Origin of the sequence: Bordetella genomosp. 11 (genome assembly GCF_002261215.1) — a bacterium.
GTDB lineage: Bacteria > Pseudomonadota > Gammaproteobacteria > Burkholderiales > Burkholderiaceae_B > Bordetella_C.
In genome coordinates, this window is record NZ_NEVS01000001.1 from 1,145,445 (window position 1) to 1,166,765 (window position 21,321).

Below are 21,321 nucleotides of genomic sequence, written 5' to 3' on the forward strand. Positions count from 1 at the left end.
AGGGAACGAACATGAACGCGACATCTTCCGAAAACGCTAAAGAGAACCTGATCGACAGCGTCAAGAGCAGCCTGAACGATGCGGAAAGCCTGCTGCGCGAAGCCGCCGCGAGTACCGGCGACAAGGCCGCCGAACTGCGCGACCGCGCCATGACCTCGCTCAAGCGCACCCGCGAGACGCTCTACGAGGTGCAGGACGCGGTGGTCGAACGCGGCCGCAAGGCGGCCCGGGCAACGGACGACTACGTCCATGACAATCCCTGGCAGGCTATCGGCATCGCTGGCCTGACCGGCTTGCTGCTCGGTCTGCTGATCAGCCGCCGCTAAGGCAACGGGGCGTCCGGCAGCGCCTGTGAACCGCCGCGCCCCGCGCCCGGCTGCACCGCTTTCATGCGGCGCGGGTGGCGCGGAGCGCAATGGAATACTCATATGCCTTTACGCAAATCCCTGCTCGGTGTCGCCTCCAGCCTGGTTGAATTGGGGCGCACGCGTTTCGAGCTGCTGGCGCTGGAAGCGTCCGCGGAGAAAGGCCGGCTGCTGAAGCTGCTGGGCTGTTCCTTCGCGGCCCTGCTGTTCCTGACCCTGGCCGTGCTGGTGTTCTCGATCCTGGTGGCCGTGTATTTCTGGCCTACCGATGAACGCTACATGGCGCTCGGGGCGCTGGCGGCTGTCTATGCCGTGCTGGGCGTGGTTCTTCTCTTCATCGTGCGCCGCACCTTGACGACGGGCCCCGCGCCCTTCGCGGCCACGCTGGAAGAACTGGCGCGCGACGCCCAATTACTGGACCATCTGCGCATCAAGGCGCAAGAGGAAGAAGAAGCGGAGCGGCGCGCCGAAGCGGCGCGCGAGGCCCGCGCCGCCCGCCGCCGGGAGCCCGCGCCATGAACAAATTGTCCCCCGAGGTCGATCGCCAGATCCGCATCGAACTGCTGCGCGCCCGCGCGGCCGTGGAGCGCGAAGCGCTGCTGCACAACGTTGCCGGACTGACCGACTCCCTGTCGCCCTCGCATCTGGTGAAGGCCCTGATGCCGCGCCTGGGCGCCAGCAATATGCCGGGGCTCGCGCTGCAGGCTTTTTCCCTGGTGCGCCGCTATCCGGTCATCATGTCGTCGCTGTCGGCGATCTTCCTGCGCGGCAAGCGGTCCCGGCTATTGAAGCTGGCCGGCGCCGCCGCGGTCGGATGGCAGGTCTATCGCGGCTGGCAGGCGCGGCAGGCGCAAGGACACGGCGACGGCCCTACAAGCCCAGTTCCCCCCACATCGCGTCCACCTTCCGTTTGACGGCTTCGTCCATGAGTATGGGCCGGCCCCATTCGCGGTCGGTCTCGCCCGGCCATTTGTTGGTGGCGTCCAGGCCCATCTTGCCGCCCAGCCCGGAAACCGGCGAGGCGAAATCCAGGTAATCGATCGGCGTGCGTTCCACCAGCGTGGTATCGCGCACCGGGTCCATGCGGGTCGTCATCGCCCAGACGACCTCTTTCCAGTCGCGCGGGTCGACGTCCTCATCCACGACCACGATGAACTTCGTGTACATGAACTGGCGCAGCACGCTCCACAGGCCGAACATGACGCGTTTGGCGTGGCCCGCGTACTGCTTGCGGATGGACACCACGGCCAGGCGGTAGCTGCAGCCTTCGGGTGGAAGGTAGAAGTCGACGATCTCGGGCAGCTGGCGGCGCAGCAGGGGCACGAAGACTTCGTTCAGCGCCACCCCCAGGACCGCCGGCTCGTCCGGCGGCTTGCCGGTGTAGGTGGAGTGGTAAATGGGATCGCGCCGCATGGTGATGCGGTCCACCGTGAACACCGGAAACCAATCGCGTTCGTTGTAATAGCCGGTGTGATCGCCGTAGGGGCCTTCCAGCGCCATTTCGTAGCCGGTATCCGCCGGCGGCGCGACGCCGTCGGGCACCGACGGTGCCCGCGCCCGCGGATCCGTGCTGGGCAACAGGTGGCCCTCCAGGACGATTTCCGCGTAGGCGGGGACCGATAGATCGCTGCCCAGCGCCTTGGCCACTTCCGTGCGCGACCCGCGCAGCAGGCCCGCGAACTGGTATTCCGACAGGGTGTCCGGGACCGGGGTGACGGCGCCCAGGATGGTCGCGGGATCCGCGCCCAGCGCCACGGCGATCGGAAAGGGCTGGCCGGGATGGGCCTGGGCATGCTCGCGGAAATCCAGCGCGCCGCCGCGATGCGACAGCCAGCGCATGATCAGCTTGTTGCGGGCGATCGGCTGCTGCCGGTAGATGCCCAGGTTCTGGCGGCGCGCGCGCGGCCCCTTGGTGATGACCAGTCCCCAGGTCAACAGCGGCGCGACGTCGCCGGGCCAGCAGGTTTGCAGGGGCAGGCGGGACAGGTCGACATCGTCGCCCTCCAGGACGATCTCCTGGCACGCGGGGCCGCGGACGTTCTTCGGACTCATGTCCCACAGCGCGGCTTTCAGCATCGCCACCTTGGCAAAGGCATCGCGCAGGCCCTTGGGGGCTTCGGGCTCGCGCAGCGACGCCAGCAACTCGCCGGTTTCGCGCAGGGCCTGCACATCGTCGGCGCCCATGCCCCAGGCGACGCGGCGCGGCGTCCCGAACAGATTCGCCAGCACCGGCATCGTGGCGGGCGCATCCTGGTGGCGGGCGTTCTCGAACAGCAGCGCCGGCCCGCCGGCGCGCAGCACGCGATCGGCGATCTCCGTCATTTCCAGCTGGGTGGAGACGGGGGCGGCGATGCGTTTGAGCTCGCCGCGCGCTTCGAGTTGGGCGATGAAATCTCTTAAATCTCGGTATTTCACGGGAGGCCTACGGGAGAGCGGGTGTGAATTCGCAGAAGTTAGGCAAACTTGCTCAACGTTGCATGTTACTTGCGGGATTTGTTACATATGGGCAGCCGATAAGAGGTTAACATCCCCTTCCCTATAAAACGCAGGAGGTCTCCAATGCCTTATGCGTCAGTGGCCAGTTATCCGTTCAGGCAATTGGCACAAGGCGTTCACCGCTATATCGGCGAATGGCTGCGAATCTGTGCCGTCTACCTCGGCATCGCCGTCATCGTCACCGTTAGCATGGGTTTGGCTCTGCCCGGTCTGCGCGACCAGGCGCTGCAGGTGCACAAGGCTTTGTTGACGGCGCTCGCGCCCGCGACGGTCCCGCCCATGGGCGCGGACAGCGCGCTGGCGGACGCCGATACCGCGGCCGACCTCGATCTCGACACGGACAAGCCATCCGGCACGCCGGGCGCGGTCGCGCTTGCCGTACCCGAAGCGGGCAGTAACGCCACCGCCTTTCTCACCCCCTTGCCGCATCCCGTGGCCAAATCTGGGTCGCGGGGAGATGGCGTGAGCAGCGCGCAAACCGAAGCGCTGCGCAACTATATCTCGCGCAAGTACAAAGTGGCATCCGATGCGACCGCCGTGCTGGTCAATACGGCGTACAAGGTCGGACGCGAGCTGAAGGTCGATCCCTTGCTGCTGCTGGCGGTCATTGCCGTGGAATCCCGCTACAACCCTTTCGCCGAAAGCAGCGTGGGGGCCCAAGGATTGATGCAGGTGATGACCAGCGTCCACCAGTCCAAGTTCGATGCCTATGGCAAGAAGGGCGCGCTGGATCCGGTCGCCAATATCCGCGTCGGCGCCGGCATCCTCAAGGATTGCATCAAGCGGCGCGGCTCCGTCGAGGCCGGCCTGGCCTGCTATGTCGGCGCCAGCGGCCCGAACGATGGCGGCTATGGCGACAAGGTCCAGGCCGAGCGGCGCCGGCTGGCCGTGGCGTCGGGCATTCCCCTGGCGCGCGAATAGCCTGCCTTCAGCGCAGCCCCGCCAGGAAGCCGCCGATGCGGCCGGCGGCGGCGCGCAACTGGTCCATGCCGGTGGTATACGCGAAGCGCATGCCGCGGCTGGCGTGGGCCGGCCCGAAATCCAGCCCCGGCACGGCCGCCACGCCGGCTTCGTGCAGCAGGCGGGTGGCGAAGCGGTCGCTGTCCATGCCCCAGCGCGAGATATCGGCATAGATATAGAAGGCGCCGTCCGGCTTGACCGGCACGTCGATACCCAGTTCCTGGAAGGCGCCCAGCAGGAAATCGCGACGCTGGCGGAAAGCCAGCCGCCGTTCTTCATACAGCGCCAGCGTGTCGGGCGTAAAGCAGGCCAGGGCCGCGTGCTGGGCCAGCGTGGGCGCGCAGATCGCCAGGCTGGCGGCCATTTTTTCCACGGTCGCCACCATCGCCTGCGGCACGATCAGCCAGCCCAGCCGCCAGCCGGTCATATTGAAGTACTTGGAAAAGCTGTTGATGACCACGACCTCGTCGTCCAGCGCCAGCGCCGAACGCGGCTCGCCGTCGTAGGACAGGCCCAGGTAGATTTCGTCCATCAGGGTAAAGCCGCCACGCGCCGCGGTTTCGCCCAGCAGCTCGGCCAGTTCGGCTTGCGCGATGGACGTGCCGGTGGGGTTGCTGGGCGATGCGATGATGGCGCCGCGGGTGCGCGGCGTCCAATGTTCGCGCAGATCGGCCGCGGACAGCTGGAAGCGCTTGGCCGGCGTGCTGGGGATCAGCCGCGGCCGTCCGCCGGCCGCCAGCACGAAGTTGCTGTTGGCGGGATAGGACGGGTCGGGCATCAGGACTTCGTCGCCCGGATTGACCAGGGCCGCGCAGGCCAGGGACAGCGCGCCCGAGGCGCCAGACGTCACGATGATGCGGGCAGGGTCCACGTGCGCGCCGAAGCGGGTGTAGAAGCCGGCGATCGCCTCGCGCAAGGCGGTCAGCCCGGCCGGCGGGCTGTAGCCGCTCAGTCCGGCGCGCGCCGCGCGTTCCAGCGCTTCCACCACCTGCGGGGGCGCGGTAAAGTCCGGTTCGCCGATGCCCAGGCTGATAATGTCGCGTCCGGACGCCTGTAGCGCCTGGGCTTGCTTGAACACCTCCACCGCGTGAAAAGTCAGGAATTCATGAGTACGGTCGGCGAGGGGATACATACGCTGGGTGCTATCGGCGGATACGAAGAAAAGGGATTGTAGTCATGCAGCCATCGCGACGCGCGTTTCTCCTGGGGCGGCCGGCCCCGCGCACGCCGTGGCAGGTCTTCTGCCATAGCCTGCGCCGCGTCTGCGACGGGGAGCTGAAGTCGATGCACGCCGGCGTTCCCGCCGCGGATACCTCCGGCACGGCGGTCTCTCCGGCGGCGGACGATGCGGTGCCGCAAGCCGCCTGGACGCCTTTGGCGACGGCGGATGTGCGGCAGGCCAGGGCGCTGTGTGCCGAGCATGGCATCCAACTGGCGCTGGCCGGATCGACGGTGTCCACGGAAGGGCGGCCGGTGTTGTGGGTGGATCCCGCGCGGCTGGACCGGCTCGTGCGCGAACCGGGCCCGGTACCGCGCTGGCGCGCGGGGCCCGGCGTGACCCTGGGCGAGCTGGCGCAAGCCGGCCTGCGCCAGTTTGCCGGCGCGGCGCCCGGCCGCACCCTGGCGGCCTGGTTCGCCGACCGCGACGCGGCAGCCTGGCCGCCAGGCCGGGGCGATCTGTCCGGCGTGCACGCGGCCGATGTGCTCCTGGCCGACGGGGTGGCCGACACGCTCGGACCCTTCGGCGCGGACGATGGCCTGCCCTTGCGCAGCGCGGCATTGCAGCAATTGGTGCCGGCGCTGTTCCGCATGGCGGGTGCCGCCGAAGCCCAGTGGTGCCGGGAACAGCCCGCCTGGCCCGCGCACTACAGGCTCGATGCGCTATTGCCGCAGGCGCCCGCCACGCTGAACCTGGCCCGGATGCTGCATGGCCATGCGGGCACGCTGGCATGGCTGGAAAGCCTGGTGCTGGAGCCGGTACCGATCGGATCCGCGGTCGCGGAGCAAGCCGGCGCGGCCGCCCGCGCCGATGCCTGCCTGCCGCCGGCCCAGGCGCGTGCGCTGGACAGGCGCGTCAAATCGCATTTCGATCCGGCCGGCGTCTTCCCCGAACTCGCATGAATCGACGTGGCGTTTGCGCCGCAACCGAAGCGTCCCGGCAGCGCGTGCCGCGCCTGCGATTCATCGCGCGGCGGCGCCGCATTTCGGCCGAATTTCGTGGCCGGAGTAAGATTAAAGACTTTCCAGATGTAAGGGATGATGGCCAGACCAGCATTGGCGCCGTCGTTTCTTCCTGCGGCGAGGGCGCGCGAGAGCATGGGCGGTGGCCGGTTCCGGCACCGTCTTCGGCGGCTAGCCTGTCAAAGGACTAGAATCCTGCGTTTTCGGTTTTCAACTTTCTTCACACGTATCAAGCGATCATGGACGCCAATCTGCGCAAGGCCGCGCTCGAATATCACGAGCAAGACCGCCCCGGCAAGATCTCGGTCACGCCGACCAAGCAACTGACCAACCAACGCGATCTGGCTTTGGCCTATACGCCCGGCGTCGCGGCCGCCTGCGAAGAAATCGTCACCGATCCGGTGAACGCCTACCGCTACACCAGCCGGGGCAACCTGGTCGGTGTGATCTCCAACGGTACGGCCGTTCTGGGCCTGGGCAACATCGGCGCGCTGGCATCCAAGCCCGTGATGGAAGGCAAGGCGGTGCTGTTCAAGAAGTTCGCCGGCCTGGACGTCTTCGACATCGAGATCAACGAGACCGATCCCGACAAGCTGGTGGAAATCATCGCCGGCCTGGAGCCGACGTTCGGCGGCATCAATCTGGAAGACATCAAGGCGCCGGAATGCTTCGTCGTCGAGCGCAAGCTGCGCGAACGCATGAAGATTCCGGTCTTCCATGACGACCAGCACGGCACCGCCATCACCGTTTGCGCGGCCTTCATCAACGGCCTGAAGGTCGTGGGCAAGGACATCGCCAAGGTCAAGGTGGTCACCTCGGGCGCGGGCGCCGCGGCGCTGGCCTGCCTGGAGCTGATGGTGGACCTCGGATTGCCCATCGAAAACATCTGGGTCACCGATATCGAAGGCGTGGTGTACGAAGGCCGTACCACGCTGATGGATCCGGACAAGGCGCGCTTCGCGCGCAAGACGGAGCTGCGCAAGCTGGGCGAAGTGATCGAGGGCGCGGATGTGTTCCTGGGCCTGTCCGCCGGCAACGTGCTCAAGCCCGATATGGTCGCCGCGATGGCCGCCCGCCCGCTGATCCTGGCGCTGGCCAACCCAACGCCGGAAGTGCTGCCCGAAGTCGTCAAGAGCGTGCGCGATGACGCCGTGATGGCGACCGGCCGTTCCGACTACCCGAACCAGGTCAATAACGTCCTGTGCTTCCCGTATATTTTCCGGGGGGCGCTGGATGTCGGCGCGACGACCATCACCCGCGGCATGGAAAAGGCGGCCGTGTACGCCATCGCCAAGCTGGCGCAGGAAGAACAGAGCGAGGTCGTGGCCGCGGCCTACGGTACCTTCGACCTCTGTTTTGGTCCCGAGTACTTCATTCCCAAGCCCTTCGATCCGCGCCTGATCGTGCGCATCGCGCCCGCCGTGGCCAGGGCCGCGATGGAAGAGGGCGTCGCGACGCGTCCGCTGGCCGATATGGACAACTATATCGAGCAGCTGCAGCAGTTCGTGTATCACTCCGGCGCCTTCATGAAGCCGCTGTTCGCGGCCTCCAAGCGCCTGGTGCGCGAGGGCGGCAAGGCGCGCGTCGTCTACACCGAAGGGGAAGACGAACGCGTGCTGCGCGCCGTGCAGGTCGTGGTGGACGAAGGGTTGGCCAAGCCCATCCTGGTGGGCCGTCCCGCCGTGCTGGCCGCGCGCATCGAACGCCTGGGCCTGCGTATCCGCCTGGGCGAGGACGTCGAAGTCACCAATCCCGAATACGACGAGCGCTTCCATCGCTACTGGACCACGTATTGGGAATTGATGTGCCGCCGCGGCATCACCAAGGAAATGGCGCGCGTCGAAATGCGCCGCCGCCTGACCCTTATCGGCGCGATGATGGTGCACCTTGGCGACGCGGACGGCATGATCTGCGGCACGGTCGGCTCGTATGCGGATCACCTGCGCTTCATCGACGAAGTGATCGGCAAGCGGCCCGGTTGCAATGTGTACGCCGCCATGAGCATCCTGCTGCTGTCCGAGCGCACCGTCGTGCTGGTCGACACGCATATCAACGAGGAACCCAGCGCCGAACAGATCGCCGAGTTCACCATCGCCGCCGCGCAGGAAATGAATCGCCTGAACGTGGCGCCGAAGGTCGCGCTGCTGTCGCGTTCGAACTTCGGTTCGGGCAGTTCCTCGTCCGGCGCGAAAATGCGCGCGGCCCTGCAGCTGGTGCGCGAGCGCGCGCCGGAGATCGAAATCGACGGTGAAATGCACGGCGATTGCGCGCTGGACGAAGAACTGCGCCTGCGCATCCTGCCGTCCTCCACGCTGAAGGGCACCGCCAACCTGCTGGTGTGCCCCAACGTCGATTCCGGCAACATCGCGTACAACCTGCTGAAGACCGCGGCGGGCGGCAACGTGGCCGTCGGGCCCTTCCTGCTGGGCGCCAACGCACCGGTGCACATCCTTACCTCCAGTTCCACGGTGCGCCGCATCGTCAACATGACGGCGCTCGCCGTGGTGGACGCCAACAACCGCCGCTAGGCGGTCCCGCGCCCGCGACAGGGCCGGAAGAAGGCAGGCCGACAGGCGCCTTCTTCCGGCCCTTGTCTTTCGAGCGCCGGAAACGGGCGCCTCGCCCTGCCTTTATCTTCTCGACGGCAGAAGGCGGGTGCGCTGCCCGGCCCGGGACGCCGCGGATCCGGCTTCGCCCCCTTTAAGGGGCGGCGCGCAGCGCTTGGCGGGTGAGACTTTCCTGGCATTTTCCGACGCCCAGGCGTCGACCGTGGATCGCGCGTATCGAGGCGGCGCAAAAACATGGCGCGATGCGATTGATCGAACCGGCTTATGTCGATACGATGCAGCGTATTCCGCGGATGGTCGCGGTGGATTTTTTTGCAGGAGGTCCGAGCATGGCCAGAACCGGTCAGCCCGCATTGCAGCGACAGTTGCAGCGTGGCGGCGAGCTCGATGCCGCTGCGCTGGACAAGCAATCAGTGGTCGAGGCCACTGGTGAGCTGCGCGCGGCCTTGTACGTCGCGGACTGCGATCGGGCGCGCAGCCGCTCGGCCGTCTTCCGCGCCATCGCCAAGGCGGTGGACTTCCCCATGCATTTCCGCAGTTTCGACGAACTTTCCGATTGCCTTTCCGATACCGTGCTGGATCAGAAGGTCGGCGTCGTGCTGTGGCTGTACAAACTGCACTCCGGCGATCCCGCGCTGGAGGAAGACGCCGCGCGCATCATCTCGATCTGCCAGGATGTGACCGAATACGCGCGCGAAAACGGCCGGCTGTTCGCCTACATCGTCGAGCATGCCGGTGCCCATCCCGCGGCAGAGCCCGGCGTGGCCGCGGCGCGCTACGGCGAGGCCGATTGAAGCGGGCCAGCGGGCTCGTTTTCGTCCCAGGCCAGTAGCGCGGTCGTCGCGGCCACCAGGGCCAGGCCGGCGGTTTCGGTACGCAGTACGCGGGGGCCGAAGCTGGCGGTAAGCACACCCGCCGCGCCGGCCGCCGTGCGCTCCGCATCCGACCAGCCTCCCTCCGGGCCCACCAGCAGCGCGATCGAACGGGTGTCCCGCGCATTGTCCAGTGCCGTCTTCAATGACGCGCCGCCTTCCGGGTGGCATAGCAGGCGCAGTCCGGTGGACGGCGTTTCCAGCCAGCGCGCCAATGGCGTCACGGGTTCGATGTGCATCAGCCGGTTGCGCCCGCATTGTTCGCTGGCGGACGCGGCGATGCGGCGCCAATGCGCCAGGCGCTTGTCCTGGCGCTCTCCGTTCAACTGCAGGACGCTGCGCTGGGCGGCGATGGGCACCAGCTGCCGTACGCCCAGCTCGACGGCCTTTTCGACGATCCAATCCATTTTGTCGCCCGACGGCAGCCCCTGGACCAGCGTGATCCCGCCGGCCAGTTCCGCCTCGCGCGCATCGTGGGCGCCCAGTTCGGCGTGGACCGTCCTGCCGGCGATGCGCAGGGTGGCCGGATACTCGCCGCCGTTGCCATCGAACAGCACTACCGTGTCGCCGTCGCGCAGCCGCAGCACCCGGGCGGCGTGGTGGGCGATGGCGTCGGGCAATTCGATGCGCGCGTGCGCGGAGAGCGCGAAGGGGCAGTGGAAGCGGGGACCGGGCATGGGGATGTCGTCGTGGCGTGCGTGGCGGAATCTTACCGCCCGCGCGGTGTCCTCCGCCCGGGCGAGGCGGCATTACGCCGCCCGGGGGAGGCCGCCCCGGCGGGCGGCTCCCGGCCCGGTGCTAAAATCGTGAGCTCTTCAAACCCTATACCCGGCCCCTTTTTGTACCTTCGCCGGGAGACGAGCCCTTCGAGCATGAGCAATCCGACCGCCCGACAACCTTCTTTGGCGGATGCTGTCCGCGCTTTGGCGATGGACGCCGTACAGCAGGCGAATTCCGGGCATCCGGGTGCTCCCATGGGGATGGCGGAGATCGCCCAGGCCCTGTGGACCCGCCATTTGCGCCACAATCCCGCCGACCCGGCCTGGCCCGGACGCGACCGTTTCGTGCTGTCCAACGGGCACGGCTCGATGCTGTTGTATTCCTTGTTGCACCTGACCGGCTACGACCTGCCGATCGAAGAGCTCAAGCAATTCCGCCAATTGCACTCGCGCACGCCTGGCCACCCGGAAGTCGGGATCACCCCCGGCGTCGAAACCACCACCGGGCCGCTGGGCCAGGGGCTGGGCAACGCGGTGGGCATGGCGCTGGCCGAAGCCCTGCTCGCGGCCGAATTCAACCGCCCCGGCCATGCCGTGGTCGATCATCACACCTACGCCTTCGTGGGCGATGGCTGCCTGATGGAAGGCATCTCGCACGAGGTCTGCTCGCTGGCGGGCACGCTGCGCCTGTCCAAGCTGATCGTGCTGTACGACGACAACGGCATTTCCATCGATGGCAAGGTCGAAGCCTGGTTCGGCGACGACACCGCCAAGCGTTTCGAAGCCTACGGCTGGAATGTGATCCGCGGCGTCGACGGCCATGATGTCGACGCGGTCGATGGCGCCTTGCGCCAGGCCCGCGCCAATGCCGCCAGCCATGGCGGCCCCACGCTGATCGCCTGCCGCACCGTCATCGGCAAGGGCGCGCCCAATGTGGCGGGTACGGACAAAGTCCACGGCGCGCCGCTGGGCAAGGACGAGATCGCCGCCACCCGCGCCGCCCTGAACTGGCAATCCGAGCCCTTCGTCATCCCGGCGGACATCTACGAAGGCTGGGACGCGCGCCGTGCCGGTTCCGTCGCGCAGAACGAATGGCAGGGCCGTTTCGACGCCTATGCGCGGCAGTTCCCCACCGAGGCGGCCGAGTTCACCCGCCGCATGCGCGGCGAGCTGCCGGCCGATTTCGCCGACAAGGCGCGCGCGTTCATCGCCGCCACCGTCGAGAAAGCGGAAACCGTCGCCACGCGCAAGGCGTCGCAGTATGCGATCGGCGCGCTGGCGCAGGCGCTGCCGGAACTGCTGGGCGGCTCGGCCGACCTGACCGGCTCCAACTACACCGACTGGAAGGGCGTGGCGCCGGTTCGCGCCGGCGACAAGGCCATCCAGTTCGGCCGCCACATCAACTATGGCGTGCGCGAATTCGGCATGGCCGCCATCATGAACGGCATCGCCCTGCATGGCGGCTACCTGCCTTTCGGCGGCACTTTCCTGACATTCTCGGATTACTCGCGCAACGGCCTGCGCATGGCCGCGCTGATGAAGCAGCGTGTCGTCCATGTCTTTACCCACGATTCCATCGGCCTGGGCGAAGACGGCCCCACGCACCAGTCCATCGAGCATGCCAACAGCCTGCGCCTGATCCCCAACCTGTCAGTGTGGCGTCCGTGCGATACGGCCGAAACGGCCGTCGCGTGGATAGAGGCCGTCAAGCGTCCGGCAAGCATCGGCATGGCGGTGCATGACGGCGGCCCGACCGCGCTGCTGCTGTCGCGCCAGAACCTGCCTTTCGTCCCCCGCGACGAGCAGACCCTGGCCGCGATCGCGCGCGGCGGATACGTGTTGCGCGATGCCCCGGATGCGCGCGCGGTGATCATCGCGACCGGTTCCGAAGTCGCGCTGGCGCTGGCAGCACAGGAATTGCTGGCCAAGGATGGCGTGGCCGTGCGCGTGGTATCGATGCCCAGCACGGACGTGTTCGACAGGCAGGACGTCCAATGGCGTGCCGGCGTGCTGCCCAAGGGCTTGCCGCGCGTCGCCGTCGAAGCCGGCACCACCGGCCTGTGGCACAAATATGTAGGGCTGGAGGGCGCCGTGGTCGGTATCGATCGCTACGGCGAGTCGGCGCCGGCCGGCGCCCTGTTCCCCTTCTTCGGCCTGACCGCCGAAAAGGTCGCCGAGGCCGTCAAACAGGTTTTGTAAACGAGGAGCGAGTCATGACAATACGTGTTGCCATCAACGGCTACGGCCGCATCGGACGCAACGTGCTGCGCGCGCATTATGAAGGCGGCAAGAAGCACGCGATCGAGATCGTCGCCATCAACGACCTGGGCGATCCCAAGACCAACGCGCACCTGACGCGCTACGACACCGTCCATGGCCGCTTCCCCGGCACGGTCGAAGTGGATGGCGACTACATGGTCGTCAATGGCGACAAGATCCGCGTGCTGGCCAATCGCAACCCGGCCGAACTGCCCTGGGGCGAGCTGAAGGTGGACGTGGTGCTGGAATGCACCGGCTTTTTCACCAGCAAGGAAAAAGCCAGCGCTCACCTGAAGGGCGGCGCCAAGAAGGTGGTGATCTCCGCGCCGGGCGGCAAGGACGTGGACGCGACCGTGGTCTACGGCGTGAATCACCAGACGCTGAAGGCCGAGCACACCGTCATCTCCAACGCCTCCTGCACGACCAACTGCCTGGCGCCGCTGGTCAAGCCGCTGCACGACGAACTCGGCGTGGTATCGGGCCTGATGACCACCATCCACTCGTACACGAACGACCAGGTGTTGACCGACGTGTATCACGAGGATCTGCGCCGTGCCCGTTCGGCCACCATGAGCATGATCCCCACCAAGACCGGCGCGGCCGCGGCGGTGGGCCTGGTGCTGCCCGAGCTGAACGGCAAGCTGGACGGCTACGCCATCCGCGTGCCGACCATCAACGTTTCCATCGTCGATCTGTCCTTCATCGCGAAGCGCGAAACCTCGGTCGAGGAAGTGAACGGCATCCTGAAGGCGGCCTCGCAGGGCGCGCTCAAGGGTATCCTGGACTACAACACCGAGCCGCTGGTCTCCGTCGACTACAACCATAACTCGGCATCCAGCACCTTCGACGCCACGCTGACCAAGGTATCCGGTACGCTGGTGAAGGTGTCGTCCTGGTATGACAACGAGTGGGGCTTCAGCAACCGCATGCTGGACACCACCGTCGCGCTGATGAACGCCAAGTAAAACGCGTATCGCGCATGGATAGACCATGAACAAAGGGGACGCGCGTCGTCCCCTTTGTTTTCCGTACGGCTGCGCGGGCCTGGCCGGTCCGCGCTCAGGGGAGCAGACAACTATGTCCAAGGTAAATACGCTGTCCGCGCTGGCGAAGTCCGGCGCCCTGCAAGGCAAGCGCGTGTTCATCCGCGCCGATCTCAACGTGCCGTTCGACGATGCCGGCAATATCTCGGAAGACACCCGTATCCGCGCGTCGGTCCCCGGCATCCGGATGGCGCTGGATGCCGGCGCGGCGGTGATGGTGACGTCCCACCTGGGCCGTCCGAAAGAAGGCCAGCTGACGGATGCCGACAGTCTGGCGCCGGTGGGTCGCCGCCTGTCGGAGCTGCTGGGCATTCAGGTGCCCCTGCTGCGCGATTGGGTGGACGGCGTGCAGGTGGCGCCGGGGCAGGTGGTGCTGCTGGAGAACTGCCGGGTGAACCCGGGCGAAAAGAAGAACGACGAAGGGCTGTCGCGCAAGATGGCGGCGTTGTGCGATGTCTATGTGAACGATGCTTTCGGTACCGCGCATCGCGCCGAAGCAACCACCCACGGCATTGCGCGCTTTGCGCCGGTGGCATGCGCGGGCCCGCTGCTGGAAGCCGAACTGGATGCGCTGGGCCGCGCGCTGCACGAACCCAAGCGGCCGCTGGTGGCCATTGTGGGCGGGTCGAAGGTGTCCACGAAGCTCAGTATCCTGCAGTCGCTCGCCAACAAGGTCGACCAGTTGGTGGTCGGAGGCGGCATCGCCAATACCTTCATGCTGGCGGCCGGCAAGTCCATCGGTAAATCGCTGGCCGAGCCGGACCAGAAAGGCGAGGCGGTGGCGGTGATGGACATCATGCGCAAGCGTGGCGCGGATGTCCCGATCCCGACGGATGTGGTGTGCGCGCCGTCCTTCGGGGCCGATGCGCCGGCCACGGTGAAGTCGGCCGATGACATCGGGGCGGACGACATGGTGCTGGATATCGGGCCGCAGACGGCGCAGGCGCTGGCGGACATTCTGAAGAAAGCCGGGACCATCGTATGGAACGGCCCGGTGGGGGTGTTCGAGTTCGAGCAGTTCTCGCACGGGACTGAAGTGATTGCCCGGGCGATCGCCGAATCCTCCGGCTTTTCCATCGCTGGCGGTGGCGATACTTTAGCGGCGATCGCCAAGTTCGGCATTACCGACAAGGTGGGGTATATCTCCACCGGGGGCGGGGCGTTCCTGGAGTTCCTCGAAGGGAAGACCTTGCCGGCGGTGGAGATTCTGCAGCAGCGGGCGGGGTGATGCGGGTATTGCGTTTTTCTGGTGCGTGGGTGGTTTGGGTTCTTTAGCCGTCGCGCGCCGGACGGGTCCGCGGCGGGCCGGAGGAGCCGGTCCGGCGCCTTCGCGCCGGACTCCCGCGTTGTCATCCTCGTACGGCGGCCGAAGTGGCGGTGGTTTTCTTGCGGGTTTTTTGCCCGGCCGTCCTTCCTTCGGATTCCCTCGCGCGGCTCCAACGGCCCGCCGCGGACCCGTCCGGCGCGCGACTCCGGGTTTCCCGGAAGGACGCGGCTGGGTCTTTCTGCTTTTCCTTGTTCCTTTCTTTCCTGCGTTCCTGACTTTCCCGCGTTTCTTCTTTCCTGCTTTAGGCGCGGCCGGCGATCCATCGTTGGATGGCGGGATGGTTCCACTGGTGTTGCGCGTAGGCGCGTAGCGGGTCGGGCAGGCTGTCGCCGGGAATTGCCAGGCGGTTCAGCATCGCGGCCAGGTCCAGGTCGGCCAGGCTCCAGGCGCCGAACAGGTTGGGCTGGCCGTGCGCGAGCAGGGCGGTGCCGACCCGGATCAGGCGGGCGGCGTCGCAATGCCCGGCGTCGCTGAGCGGCGCCGGCCGCATGCCGTCGAAAATGACTTCCGTCGGGCGTTCGCGGCGCAGCGTCTGCAGGTCGCTGCGCAGCCACGCCTGCACTTGCCGCGCCTGGGCGCGTGCGCGCGTGTCGGCGGGATAGATGGCAGCGTAGTCCGGCGCGGGAAAGGCCTGTTCCAGGTATTCGGCGATGGCGCTGGATTCGCTCAGGTAGAAATCCAGATGCGCCAGGACCGGGACCTTGCCGATAGGCGAACGGTGCAGGAAAGGCGCGGCGCGCTGGTCCCCTTGCTCCAGGTCGACTTGCCGGACCTCGAAGTCCAGCCCTTTTACTTCCAGGGCGGCATATGCCGACAAGGCATAAGGGCTTAGAAATTGAGCATCGACGTATAGGGTCAGCGGTACGGCCACGGTCTCCTCCGGTTGGCGTGAACAGGAATACTAGCAGCGCGCGGGCTGTTCGTCCGGGACGAGGATAAGCAAATCCGTCACCCCGACCTCGATACCGGCCTGCGTCAGCAGGGTGCCCGCCTGCGCGCGGTGGTGGGTCTGGTGGTTGAACACATGCAGCAGCAGGCTGGCGGTCTCGCGCCGCGATGGGATGCCCTTGCTGTTGCGGTACGTCAATAGATAGGCAAGATCGTCGGGTTGGAGTTCCCCTACCCAGGCCGAGATGGCCGCGTCGATCGCCGTGCGGCGCGGCCGCAGCGCCTGGAGGGTATCGAAGGGCCGGGCATCCAGCCGGTTTTCGACCGGCATGGCGGCGATGGGCGAGAGCGCCTGGCCGCGGCGCGCGGCCGGATGATCGAGGAAGCGCCGGAACCACATGGTATCGGTGACGATCAGATGGTTCAGCGTGCCCAGGATGGACCCGAAAAAGGCGCCACGATCGGTGTGCAGGGCATCGGCCGGCAAGGCGGCCGCCGCGTCCATCAGTTTCTCGTTCATCCAGGCGTTGTAGCGGGCCAGCAGCTGGAAATGGCGGATATCGGTCATGGGGCGGCCTCAGGCCGACAGGACGGCGCGATTGCGGCCGCGCTGCTTGGCGCGGTACAAGGCGTGGTCGGCGCTTTCGATGATGGTCTGGATGTCGCCGTCGCGCGCGCTGGCCACGGCGATTCCCAGGCTGATGGTGATGCGTATGGTGACGTTGTGATATTCGATCGGCGTTTGCTGCACATTGCGGCGCATGCGCTCGGCGGTGGCAAGGACGGCATTCGGCGATGCCCCCGCGAGCAGGATGACGAACTCCTCGCCGCCGAAACGGGCGACCAGATCCTGTTCGCGCACGGAAGACGTCAGGATTTCACCGACTTTGCGGATGGTCGCGTCGCCGGCTCCGTGCCCGTGGTTGTCGTTGACGAGCTTGAAGAAGTCGATGTCCGCCATGATGACGGCGACCTGTCCCAGGCGGGCGCTCTGTTCGGCCATCAGCATGGCGGCCGCGTACAGGAAGGAGCGCCGGTTCAGCAGGCCGGAAAGCGGATCGATCCCCGCGGCCTTGCGCAGTTCGCTGATTTCCTGCACGTAGCGCTGCTCTTCGATCTGCGCGCGGCGCTGGACGTGTTCGGCGCGCGCCTGTTCGACGTCCAGGCGCCGCATCAGCGAGCGCAGCGTGGCGGAAAGATCGACGATCTCGCGCGCGCCCGCCAGGCGCGGCAGCATGGTGACCGATTCGTCGCGGCCTAGGTGGCTGGCCGCTTTGGTCAGCGCGCGCAAGGGCCGGGCGATGCGGTTGGCGATGGTCCAGGTCAGGGCGATGCCGGCGATGCTGATAAGGATGCTCAGGATCAGGACCCGCCATTCTAGGCGCCGCACTGCCACATAGGCGTTGCGGGCAGGTTGTTGCGCCACGATGATCCAATTGCGGCCAGGATAGTCGCGATAGCCCGATGCCAGGGCATAGCCAGTCAACATTTCGCCGGCGTCACTCTGCAGCTCGAAGTAGCCTTGGCGGGATGCGCGCATGCGGGCGATCTGTTCGTCGGAAAAGGGCCTGCTGCCCAGGTGAGGTCCGAGCAGCATGGTGCCGTCGGAGGACAGGATCCACAGATCCCGCACGCCGCCCGAGGTATCGGCCTCCAGCATGGCGCGGCGCACGTCGGCCGCCCAGGTCCAGCTCAGGTGCGCGCCCAGCACGCCGACCAGGCGGCCGTCCTCGACGATGGGCGCGGAAATTTCCACGAAGCGGAAGCCTTTGCCGCGCGGCCGTTCCAGCAGTTCATTGAGCATGCGGGATTCGCGGACGTCACCGATATTGGGCGATTCCCGGCCGCGCTGGAACCACAGGCGCCGCGCCACGGAGTCGCCCTCCAGCCTGCGCTGGGTGGCGGCGATCACCTTGCCGTCGGGGTCGGTGACACCGATCCAGGCATAGTCCGTCATGGATTGCTGGCGGACCGTCAGCAGGCCGCGCAGGGTACCGGGGTCCATGCTGCGCAAGGTCGGCCCTTCGGCAAGGTTGCGGATTTCCCGGAAGCGCTCGAACATGTCGCGATCCAGCGTATGGGCCATCGCGCTGGCGATATCCGCCACGTGCTGTTCGATCAGATCCCGGGTCTGGCGCTGGCCCATGTAGGCCGCGCCACCGGCTGCCGCCGCCACCAGGGCCAGACAGAGGGTGCCGGCCAGCAGGACAATCTGCTGTTGGATCGTGAGTGGATGACGACGAAACAAGCCTTGTGCCCGGCTGATGTGAACTTTACCCATTCTGTCGCAAAGACCGTCCGTGCGCTACATAATGTTCCCAATGTTGTATCGAAGCAGTAGCAGCGTTGCCCCTCTCGTTCGAAAGGGGGATCGCCGGTAGCCCACCGGCGGTGTAGCGTTCAGGGGCCCATATGGCCACCCTGCGTTGAAATCGGCCGATCTAGCCCGATATATCCACTATCTGAAAGTTTGTTCGGGATTACGGTAGTCTGGCGCATGGAATGCGGCGCGAAGGCGGCAGCGCGGGCTGCGCTTTCGCCCAGGCGTGGGCCGGCAGGGCCACCGTATGGCTACCCGGAAGCGAGAGCGGGCGAAATGGAGTTCAAGGATTACTACGACATACTGGGCGTGACGCGGGACGTCGGCGAGGACGACCTGCGCCGCGCTTACCGCAAGCTGGCGCGGCAATACCATCCCGACGTCAGCAAGGAAGCCGACGCCGAAGTGCGCATGCGGGACATCAACGAAGCCTATGACGTCTTGCGCGACGCGGAAAAGCGGGCGGCGTACGACAACCTGGCGGCAGGCGTGTCCGCCAACGGCGCGCACCGGCCGCCGCCGGGCTGGGACCAGGGCTTCGAGTTCAGCTCCGCCCACGGCGGCGAGGACACCGACTTCAGCGAGTTTTTCTCGTCGCTGTTCGGCAATGCGACGCGCGGGCGCGCGCGCGGTTTTCGCGCGCGCGGCGAGGACCACCATGCCACGATAGAAGTCGAGCTGGAGGACACGCTGCATGGCGCCACCCGGGAAATCAGCCTGCGGTCCATGAAGATGGACGACCAGGGACGGCCGCGCCTGCAGGAACGCAAGTTAAGCGTGAAGATCCCCCAAGGGATCCGCGAAGGGCAACGCATCCGTCTGGCCGGCCAGGGCATGGCGGGCTACGCCGGCGGCGCGGCGGGCGACCTCTACCTGGAGGTCCGCCTGCGGCCGCATTCCCTGTACCGGGTGGACGGACGCGATTTGACGCTAAGGCTGCCCGTGGCGCCGTGGGAAGCGGCGCTGGGCGGTACCGTCACGGCGCCGACCCCGGGCGGGCCGGTGGAAGTGGCGATACCGGCCGGGTCGCGCAACGGCGGAAAGCTGCGCCTGAAAGGCCGTGGCCTGCCCGGCAAGCCGCCCGGAGATCTGTACCTGGAGCTGGAAATCGCCTTGCCGCCAGCCAATACGCCCGCGGCGCAGGAAGCCTACCGGAATCTGCAGCGTCAAGCACCCTTCGACCCGCGCGCCAAGTTCGGGCGTTGAGCCGGCCGTAACGGCGCGGGCGCGGCGGTATAGTTCGCGGAACGTATTCCGAACCGTCAGGTGCTTCCATGAGCCATACCGCCTCGCGTCTCACGCGCAGCCATCCCGATGAATTGATCGTCGGCCTTGTGTCCATATCCGATCGGGCCTCGCAGGGTACCTACGAAGACCTCGGCATCCCGGCCCTGCGCGATTGGCTGGGAGAGGCGCTGGCATCGCCCTGGCAAGCGGTCGCCCGCCTGATACCGGACGAGCAGGCAGCGATTTCCGCCGCGCTGGTCGAGCTGGTGGACGACGTCGGCTGCGATCTGGTCCTGACCACCGGCGGTACGGGGCCTGCCCGCCGCGATGTGACGCCGGAGGCGACGCTGGCGATAGCCACCCGCGAAATGCCGGGCTTCGGCGAGCAAATGCGGCAGATCAGTTTGAAATTCGTGCCCACCGCCATTCTGTCGCGGCAGGTCGCGGTGCTGCGCGAAACCGCCGATCACGCCGCGCTGATCATCAACCTGCCCGGGCAGCCGAAGGCCATCAAGGAAACCCTGGAGGGTTTGCGCGACGCGCAGGGCGCCGTGGCGACGCCCGGCATCTTCGCGGCGGTGCCGTATTGCATAGACCTGATCGGCGGTCCCTACATGGAAACGCGTCCGGACGTGGTCAAGGCGTTCCGCCCGAAGTCGGCGCTGCGCAAGTAAAAGCCCGGCGAATCAAAGGGCCTCGAATCGAAAAGCCCGGCGGATCCGCCGGGCCTGTGCAGTGCGGGGGGCTGGCGCGGGCGCCGGCCGCGCCCGGGCTATGGCTTGGCGATATGCCAGGTACCGCCGCCCGCGCCATCGCCGGTGGCCTGGCCCGGCTTGGTGTCTTTCTTGAACGTGTACAGCGGCATGCCGCCGTATGCCCATTGCTTGCTGCCGTCATCGCGCGTGACGATGGTCCACTTGCCGGTGGGCTTGGCATCGCTGCCCGCGGCGAGGGGAGGCCAGTTGGCGGCGCATTGGCCATTGCAATTGGACTTGCCCTGGGCGTCCTTGTCGTAGGTATACAGCGTCATGTTCTTCTGATCGACCAGGGCGGGGCCTTTGTCGGTCTTGCCTTGCATGGCCGGCTGGGCCTGTACGGCGGACACGGCGATCGCGCCGCAAAACAGGGTGATGGCGAGATATGAGCGTTTCATGGGGATTCCTTTTTCGGCTGACGAAACGGACCTTCGAAACCACGGCATGTCGATACCGCATCCCGGGCGCCACGGCGCCACGGGACCGCTTGAGCATACTCCTACTGCGCTATAGTCCGGGATCGTTATCGCACCAATGGGAGTTGCAATGATTCGTCGCGCAGGCGTCGCCGCCCTCGTGCTGGCCTTGGTCGGTTGCTCGTCGACCAACGATCTATTGAAGAAGGATCCGGTATTTTTCGGCCATACGGCCAAGCCCCCGCAGGCTTACGCGCAATGCGTGGCCGACGGTTGGCGCGGCCAGGGCGAGCAGGTCAAGATAGTGGCGATCAGCAACGGCTACGACGTGGTCGACGAAAGCGCGATGGGCATCAGCTCGGTGCTGCGCGTCATCGAGTACGCCAGCGGCAAGGTGGAAGTCCGCATGTCGTCGCGTTCGTCCTATGGCGCGCAGGGGCTGGTGCAGACCGCCAACCTGTGCATGTAGGCCGTCAAGGCCGCGCGGCCGCGTGCTCGCGGATGTCCTGGCCCGCGTCCGGCCGCGGCGTGCCGCCGGCCGTCGCCGTCAGGGCCGCGTAGTGGTCCTGCGCGGCCTGCAATGCCTGGGTCAGGTACTCGTACAGGCGCCGCTGTTCTTCCACGAAATCATCGAACTTGATCTGTGCGTGGGCATAGGACAGCCCGGTGTGCCGCAGGCTGCTGATGAAGGCGGCGCGGGAACGGCCCAGCAGCTGCCAGCCGCGGTCCGCCAGTGCAAGCTGCTTTTGTAGTTCCGTGACGCGCGCGGCCGCGGCGCGCAATTCCTGTTCGGTAGCCATGGGCGGCCGGTCGATGTTTCCGCAAAGCCGCTACGTTAGCGCACGCGGCAGCCTCGCATTCGGTGGAAATCGGGCCGAAACCCAGGTCGTTTCGGCAGCGCTTGCCTGTAGGCAAGCCGTGACTTG

At 66.8% G+C, this 21,321-nt stretch carries 21 protein-coding genes; 13 read left to right on the plus strand and 8 right to left on the minus strand.

What is annotated here, in order from left to right; all coding sequences use genetic code 11:
* Positions 1–11: 11 nt before the first annotated feature.
* The 3 genes from CAL28_RS05140 (at position 12) to CAL28_RS05150 (ending at position 1,279) form a co-directional block, all read left to right on the plus strand.
* On the plus strand, positions 12–326 hold the full coding sequence (locus CAL28_RS05140) for a DUF883 family protein (protein WP_094840273.1): 315 nt from the start codon (positions 12–14) through the stop codon (positions 324–326).
* A 102-nt stretch (positions 327–428) separates the two neighbouring features.
* On the plus strand, positions 429–884 hold the full coding sequence (locus CAL28_RS05145) for a phage holin family protein (RefSeq protein WP_094840274.1): 456 nt from the start codon (positions 429–431) through the stop codon (positions 882–884).
* Entirely contained in the window at positions 881–1,279 is a 399-nt protein-coding gene (locus CAL28_RS05150; RefSeq protein ID WP_094840275.1) for a hypothetical protein, read from the plus strand. The genes CAL28_RS05145 and CAL28_RS05150 overlap by 4 nt, the downstream gene beginning before the upstream one ends.
* On the opposite strand, the gene CAL28_RS05155 is transcribed toward CAL28_RS05150, so the two are convergent.
* On the minus strand, positions 1,236–2,780 hold the full coding sequence (locus tag CAL28_RS05155; RefSeq protein ID WP_094840276.1) for a UbiD family decarboxylase: 1,545 nt from the start codon (positions 2,778–2,780) through the stop codon (positions 1,236–1,238). The genes CAL28_RS05150 and CAL28_RS05155 overlap by 44 nt on opposite strands.
* Before the next feature lie 144 nt (positions 2,781–2,924).
* Here CAL28_RS05155 and CAL28_RS05160 point away from each other — a divergent pair, with 144 nt between their 5' ends.
* Positions 2,925–3,782, plus strand: a complete 858-nt coding sequence (locus tag CAL28_RS05160; RefSeq protein ID WP_094840277.1) for a transglycosylase SLT domain-containing protein — start codon at positions 2,925–2,927, stop codon at positions 3,780–3,782.
* A gap of 7 nt (positions 3,783–3,789) precedes the next feature.
* Here CAL28_RS05160 and CAL28_RS05165 read toward each other — a convergent pair whose 3' ends face one another.
* Complete coding sequence (locus CAL28_RS05165) at positions 3,790–4,953, minus strand: pyridoxal phosphate-dependent aminotransferase (protein ID WP_094840278.1); 1,164 nt, start codon at positions 4,951–4,953, stop codon at positions 3,790–3,792.
* A gap of 44 nt (positions 4,954–4,997) precedes the next feature.
* Between CAL28_RS05165 and CAL28_RS05170 the strand changes: the two genes are divergently transcribed.
* The 3 genes from CAL28_RS05170 (at position 4,998) to CAL28_RS05180 (ending at position 9,363) form a co-directional block, all read left to right on the plus strand.
* On the plus strand, positions 4,998–5,942 hold the full coding sequence (locus CAL28_RS05170; RefSeq protein WP_094840279.1) for a hypothetical protein: 945 nt from the start codon (positions 4,998–5,000) through the stop codon (positions 5,940–5,942).
* Positions 5,943–6,241: 299 nt separating this feature from the next.
* Positions 6,242–8,530 carry an NADP-dependent malic enzyme gene (locus tag CAL28_RS05175; RefSeq protein ID WP_094840280.1) on the plus strand — a complete coding sequence of 763 codons (2,289 nt, stop codon included), beginning with the start codon at positions 6,242–6,244 and terminating at the stop codon, positions 8,528–8,530.
* Between the two features lie 368 nt (positions 8,531–8,898).
* On the plus strand, positions 8,899–9,363 hold the full coding sequence (locus CAL28_RS05180) for a barstar family protein (RefSeq protein WP_094840652.1): 465 nt from the start codon (positions 8,899–8,901) through the stop codon (positions 9,361–9,363).
* On the opposite strand, the gene CAL28_RS05185 is transcribed toward CAL28_RS05180, so the two are convergent.
* Complete coding sequence (locus CAL28_RS05185; RefSeq protein WP_094840281.1) at positions 9,345–10,118, minus strand: 16S rRNA (uracil(1498)-N(3))-methyltransferase; 774 nt, start codon at positions 10,116–10,118, stop codon at positions 9,345–9,347. The two genes, CAL28_RS05180 and CAL28_RS05185, sit on opposite strands and share 19 nt — an antisense overlap.
* A gap of 195 nt (positions 10,119–10,313) precedes the next feature.
* Here CAL28_RS05185 and tkt point away from each other — a divergent pair, with 195 nt between their 5' ends.
* The 3 genes from tkt to CAL28_RS05200 all read left to right on the plus strand — a co-directional run bounded on the left by tkt (position 10,314) and on the right by CAL28_RS05200 (position 14,690).
* The gene (tkt, locus tag CAL28_RS05190; protein WP_094840282.1) at positions 10,314–12,359 is read left to right on the plus strand and encodes a transketolase; all 2,046 of its coding nucleotides are present in this window, start codon (positions 10,314–10,316) and stop codon (positions 12,357–12,359) included.
* A 14-nt stretch (positions 12,360–12,373) separates the two neighbouring features.
* On the plus strand, positions 12,374–13,384 hold the full coding sequence (gene gap / locus CAL28_RS05195; RefSeq protein ID WP_094840283.1) for a type I glyceraldehyde-3-phosphate dehydrogenase: 1,011 nt from the start codon (positions 12,374–12,376) through the stop codon (positions 13,382–13,384).
* A gap of 112 nt (positions 13,385–13,496) precedes the next feature.
* Complete coding sequence (locus CAL28_RS05200; protein ID WP_094840284.1) at positions 13,497–14,690, plus strand: phosphoglycerate kinase; 1,194 nt, start codon at positions 13,497–13,499, stop codon at positions 14,688–14,690.
* Positions 14,691–15,030: 340 nt separating this feature from the next.
* Here CAL28_RS05200 and yfcF read toward each other — a convergent pair whose 3' ends face one another.
* The 3 genes from yfcF to CAL28_RS05215 are packed head-to-tail and all read right to left on the minus strand — an operon-like array spanning position 15,031 to position 17,958.
* Complete coding sequence (gene yfcF, locus CAL28_RS05205; RefSeq protein ID WP_094840285.1) at positions 15,031–15,660, minus strand: glutathione transferase; 630 nt, start codon at positions 15,658–15,660, stop codon at positions 15,031–15,033.
* A gap of 30 nt (positions 15,661–15,690) precedes the next feature.
* Positions 15,691–16,245 (minus strand): DinB family protein, encoded by a 555-nt coding sequence (locus CAL28_RS05210; protein ID WP_094840286.1) that lies wholly within the window; start codon positions 16,243–16,245, stop codon positions 15,691–15,693.
* A gap of 9 nt (positions 16,246–16,254) precedes the next feature.
* A complete protein-coding gene (locus CAL28_RS05215) occupies positions 16,255–17,958 on the minus strand; it encodes a sensor domain-containing diguanylate cyclase (RefSeq protein WP_094840287.1) in 1,704 nt (567 codons plus the stop codon).
* A gap of 315 nt (positions 17,959–18,273) precedes the next feature.
* On the opposite strand from CAL28_RS05215, the gene CAL28_RS05220 reads away from it, so the two are divergent.
* Together CAL28_RS05220 and mog are read left to right on the plus strand one after the other, a co-directional pair.
* Positions 18,274–19,203: a DnaJ C-terminal domain-containing protein gene (locus CAL28_RS05220; RefSeq protein WP_094840288.1), complete on the plus strand. Its 930-nt coding sequence runs from the start codon at positions 18,274–18,276 to the stop codon at positions 19,201–19,203.
* A 68-nt stretch (positions 19,204–19,271) separates the two neighbouring features.
* A complete protein-coding gene (mog, locus tag CAL28_RS05225; RefSeq protein WP_094840289.1) occupies positions 19,272–19,898 on the plus strand; it encodes a molybdopterin adenylyltransferase in 627 nt (208 codons plus the stop codon).
* 98 nt (positions 19,899–19,996) lie between these two features.
* Here mog and CAL28_RS05230 read toward each other — a convergent pair whose 3' ends face one another.
* On the minus strand, positions 19,997–20,377 hold the full coding sequence (locus tag CAL28_RS05230) for a COG4315 family predicted lipoprotein (protein WP_094840290.1): 381 nt from the start codon (positions 20,375–20,377) through the stop codon (positions 19,997–19,999).
* A gap of 148 nt (positions 20,378–20,525) precedes the next feature.
* Here CAL28_RS05230 and CAL28_RS05235 point away from each other — a divergent pair, with 148 nt between their 5' ends.
* Entirely contained in the window at positions 20,526–20,864 is a 339-nt protein-coding gene (locus CAL28_RS05235) for a hypothetical protein (protein WP_094840291.1), read from the plus strand.
* Between the two features lie 4 nt (positions 20,865–20,868).
* Here CAL28_RS05235 and CAL28_RS05240 read toward each other — a convergent pair whose 3' ends face one another.
* On the minus strand, positions 20,869–21,195 hold the full coding sequence (locus CAL28_RS05240; protein ID WP_094840292.1) for a hypothetical protein: 327 nt from the start codon (positions 21,193–21,195) through the stop codon (positions 20,869–20,871).
* Positions 21,196–21,321 lie beyond the last annotated feature (126 nt).

Coding starts and splice junctions, on each gene's coding strand:
- gap (WP_094840283.1), top strand. CDS start 12,374: ATGACAATACGTGTTGCCATCAACGGCTACGGCCGCATCGGACGCAAC.
- CAL28_RS05165 (WP_094840278.1), bottom strand. CDS start 4,953: ATGTATCCCCTCGCCGACCGTACTCATGAATTCCTGACTTTTCACGCG.
- CAL28_RS05220 (WP_094840288.1), top strand. CDS start 18,274: ATGGAGTTCAAGGATTACTACGACATACTGGGCGTGACGCGGGACGTC.
- CAL28_RS05170 (WP_094840279.1), top strand. CDS start 4,998: ATGCAGCCATCGCGACGCGCGTTTCTCCTGGGGCGGCCGGCCCCGCGC.
- CAL28_RS05160 (WP_094840277.1), top strand. CDS start 2,925: ATGCCTTATGCGTCAGTGGCCAGTTATCCGTTCAGGCAATTGGCACAA.
- CAL28_RS05235 (WP_094840291.1), top strand. CDS start 20,526: ATGATTCGTCGCGCAGGCGTCGCCGCCCTCGTGCTGGCCTTGGTCGGT.
- CAL28_RS05230 (WP_094840290.1), bottom strand. CDS start 20,377: ATGAAACGCTCATATCTCGCCATCACCCTGTTTTGCGGCGCGATCGCC.
- CAL28_RS05240 (WP_094840292.1), bottom strand. CDS start 21,195: ATGGCTACCGAACAGGAATTGCGCGCCGCGGCCGCGCGCGTCACGGAA.
- CAL28_RS05210 (WP_094840286.1), bottom strand. CDS start 16,245: ATGACCGATATCCGCCATTTCCAGCTGCTGGCCCGCTACAACGCCTGG.
- CAL28_RS05185 (WP_094840281.1), bottom strand. CDS start 10,118: ATGCCCGGTCCCCGCTTCCACTGCCCCTTCGCGCTCTCCGCGCACGCG.
- CAL28_RS05180 (WP_094840652.1), top strand. CDS start 8,899: ATGGCCAGAACCGGTCAGCCCGCATTGCAGCGACAGTTGCAGCGTGGC.
- mog (WP_094840289.1), top strand. CDS start 19,272: ATGAGCCATACCGCCTCGCGTCTCACGCGCAGCCATCCCGATGAATTG.
- tkt (WP_094840282.1), top strand. CDS start 10,314: ATGAGCAATCCGACCGCCCGACAACCTTCTTTGGCGGATGCTGTCCGC.
- CAL28_RS05175 (WP_094840280.1), top strand. CDS start 6,242: ATGGACGCCAATCTGCGCAAGGCCGCGCTCGAATATCACGAGCAAGAC.
- CAL28_RS05140 (WP_094840273.1), top strand. CDS start 12: ATGAACGCGACATCTTCCGAAAACGCTAAAGAGAACCTGATCGACAGC.
- CAL28_RS05145 (WP_094840274.1), top strand. CDS start 429: ATGCCTTTACGCAAATCCCTGCTCGGTGTCGCCTCCAGCCTGGTTGAA.
- CAL28_RS05215 (WP_094840287.1), bottom strand. CDS start 17,958: ATGGGTAAAGTTCACATCAGCCGGGCACAAGGCTTGTTTCGTCGTCAT.
- CAL28_RS05200 (WP_094840284.1), top strand. CDS start 13,497: ATGTCCAAGGTAAATACGCTGTCCGCGCTGGCGAAGTCCGGCGCCCTG.
- CAL28_RS05150 (WP_094840275.1), top strand. CDS start 881: ATGAACAAATTGTCCCCCGAGGTCGATCGCCAGATCCGCATCGAACTG.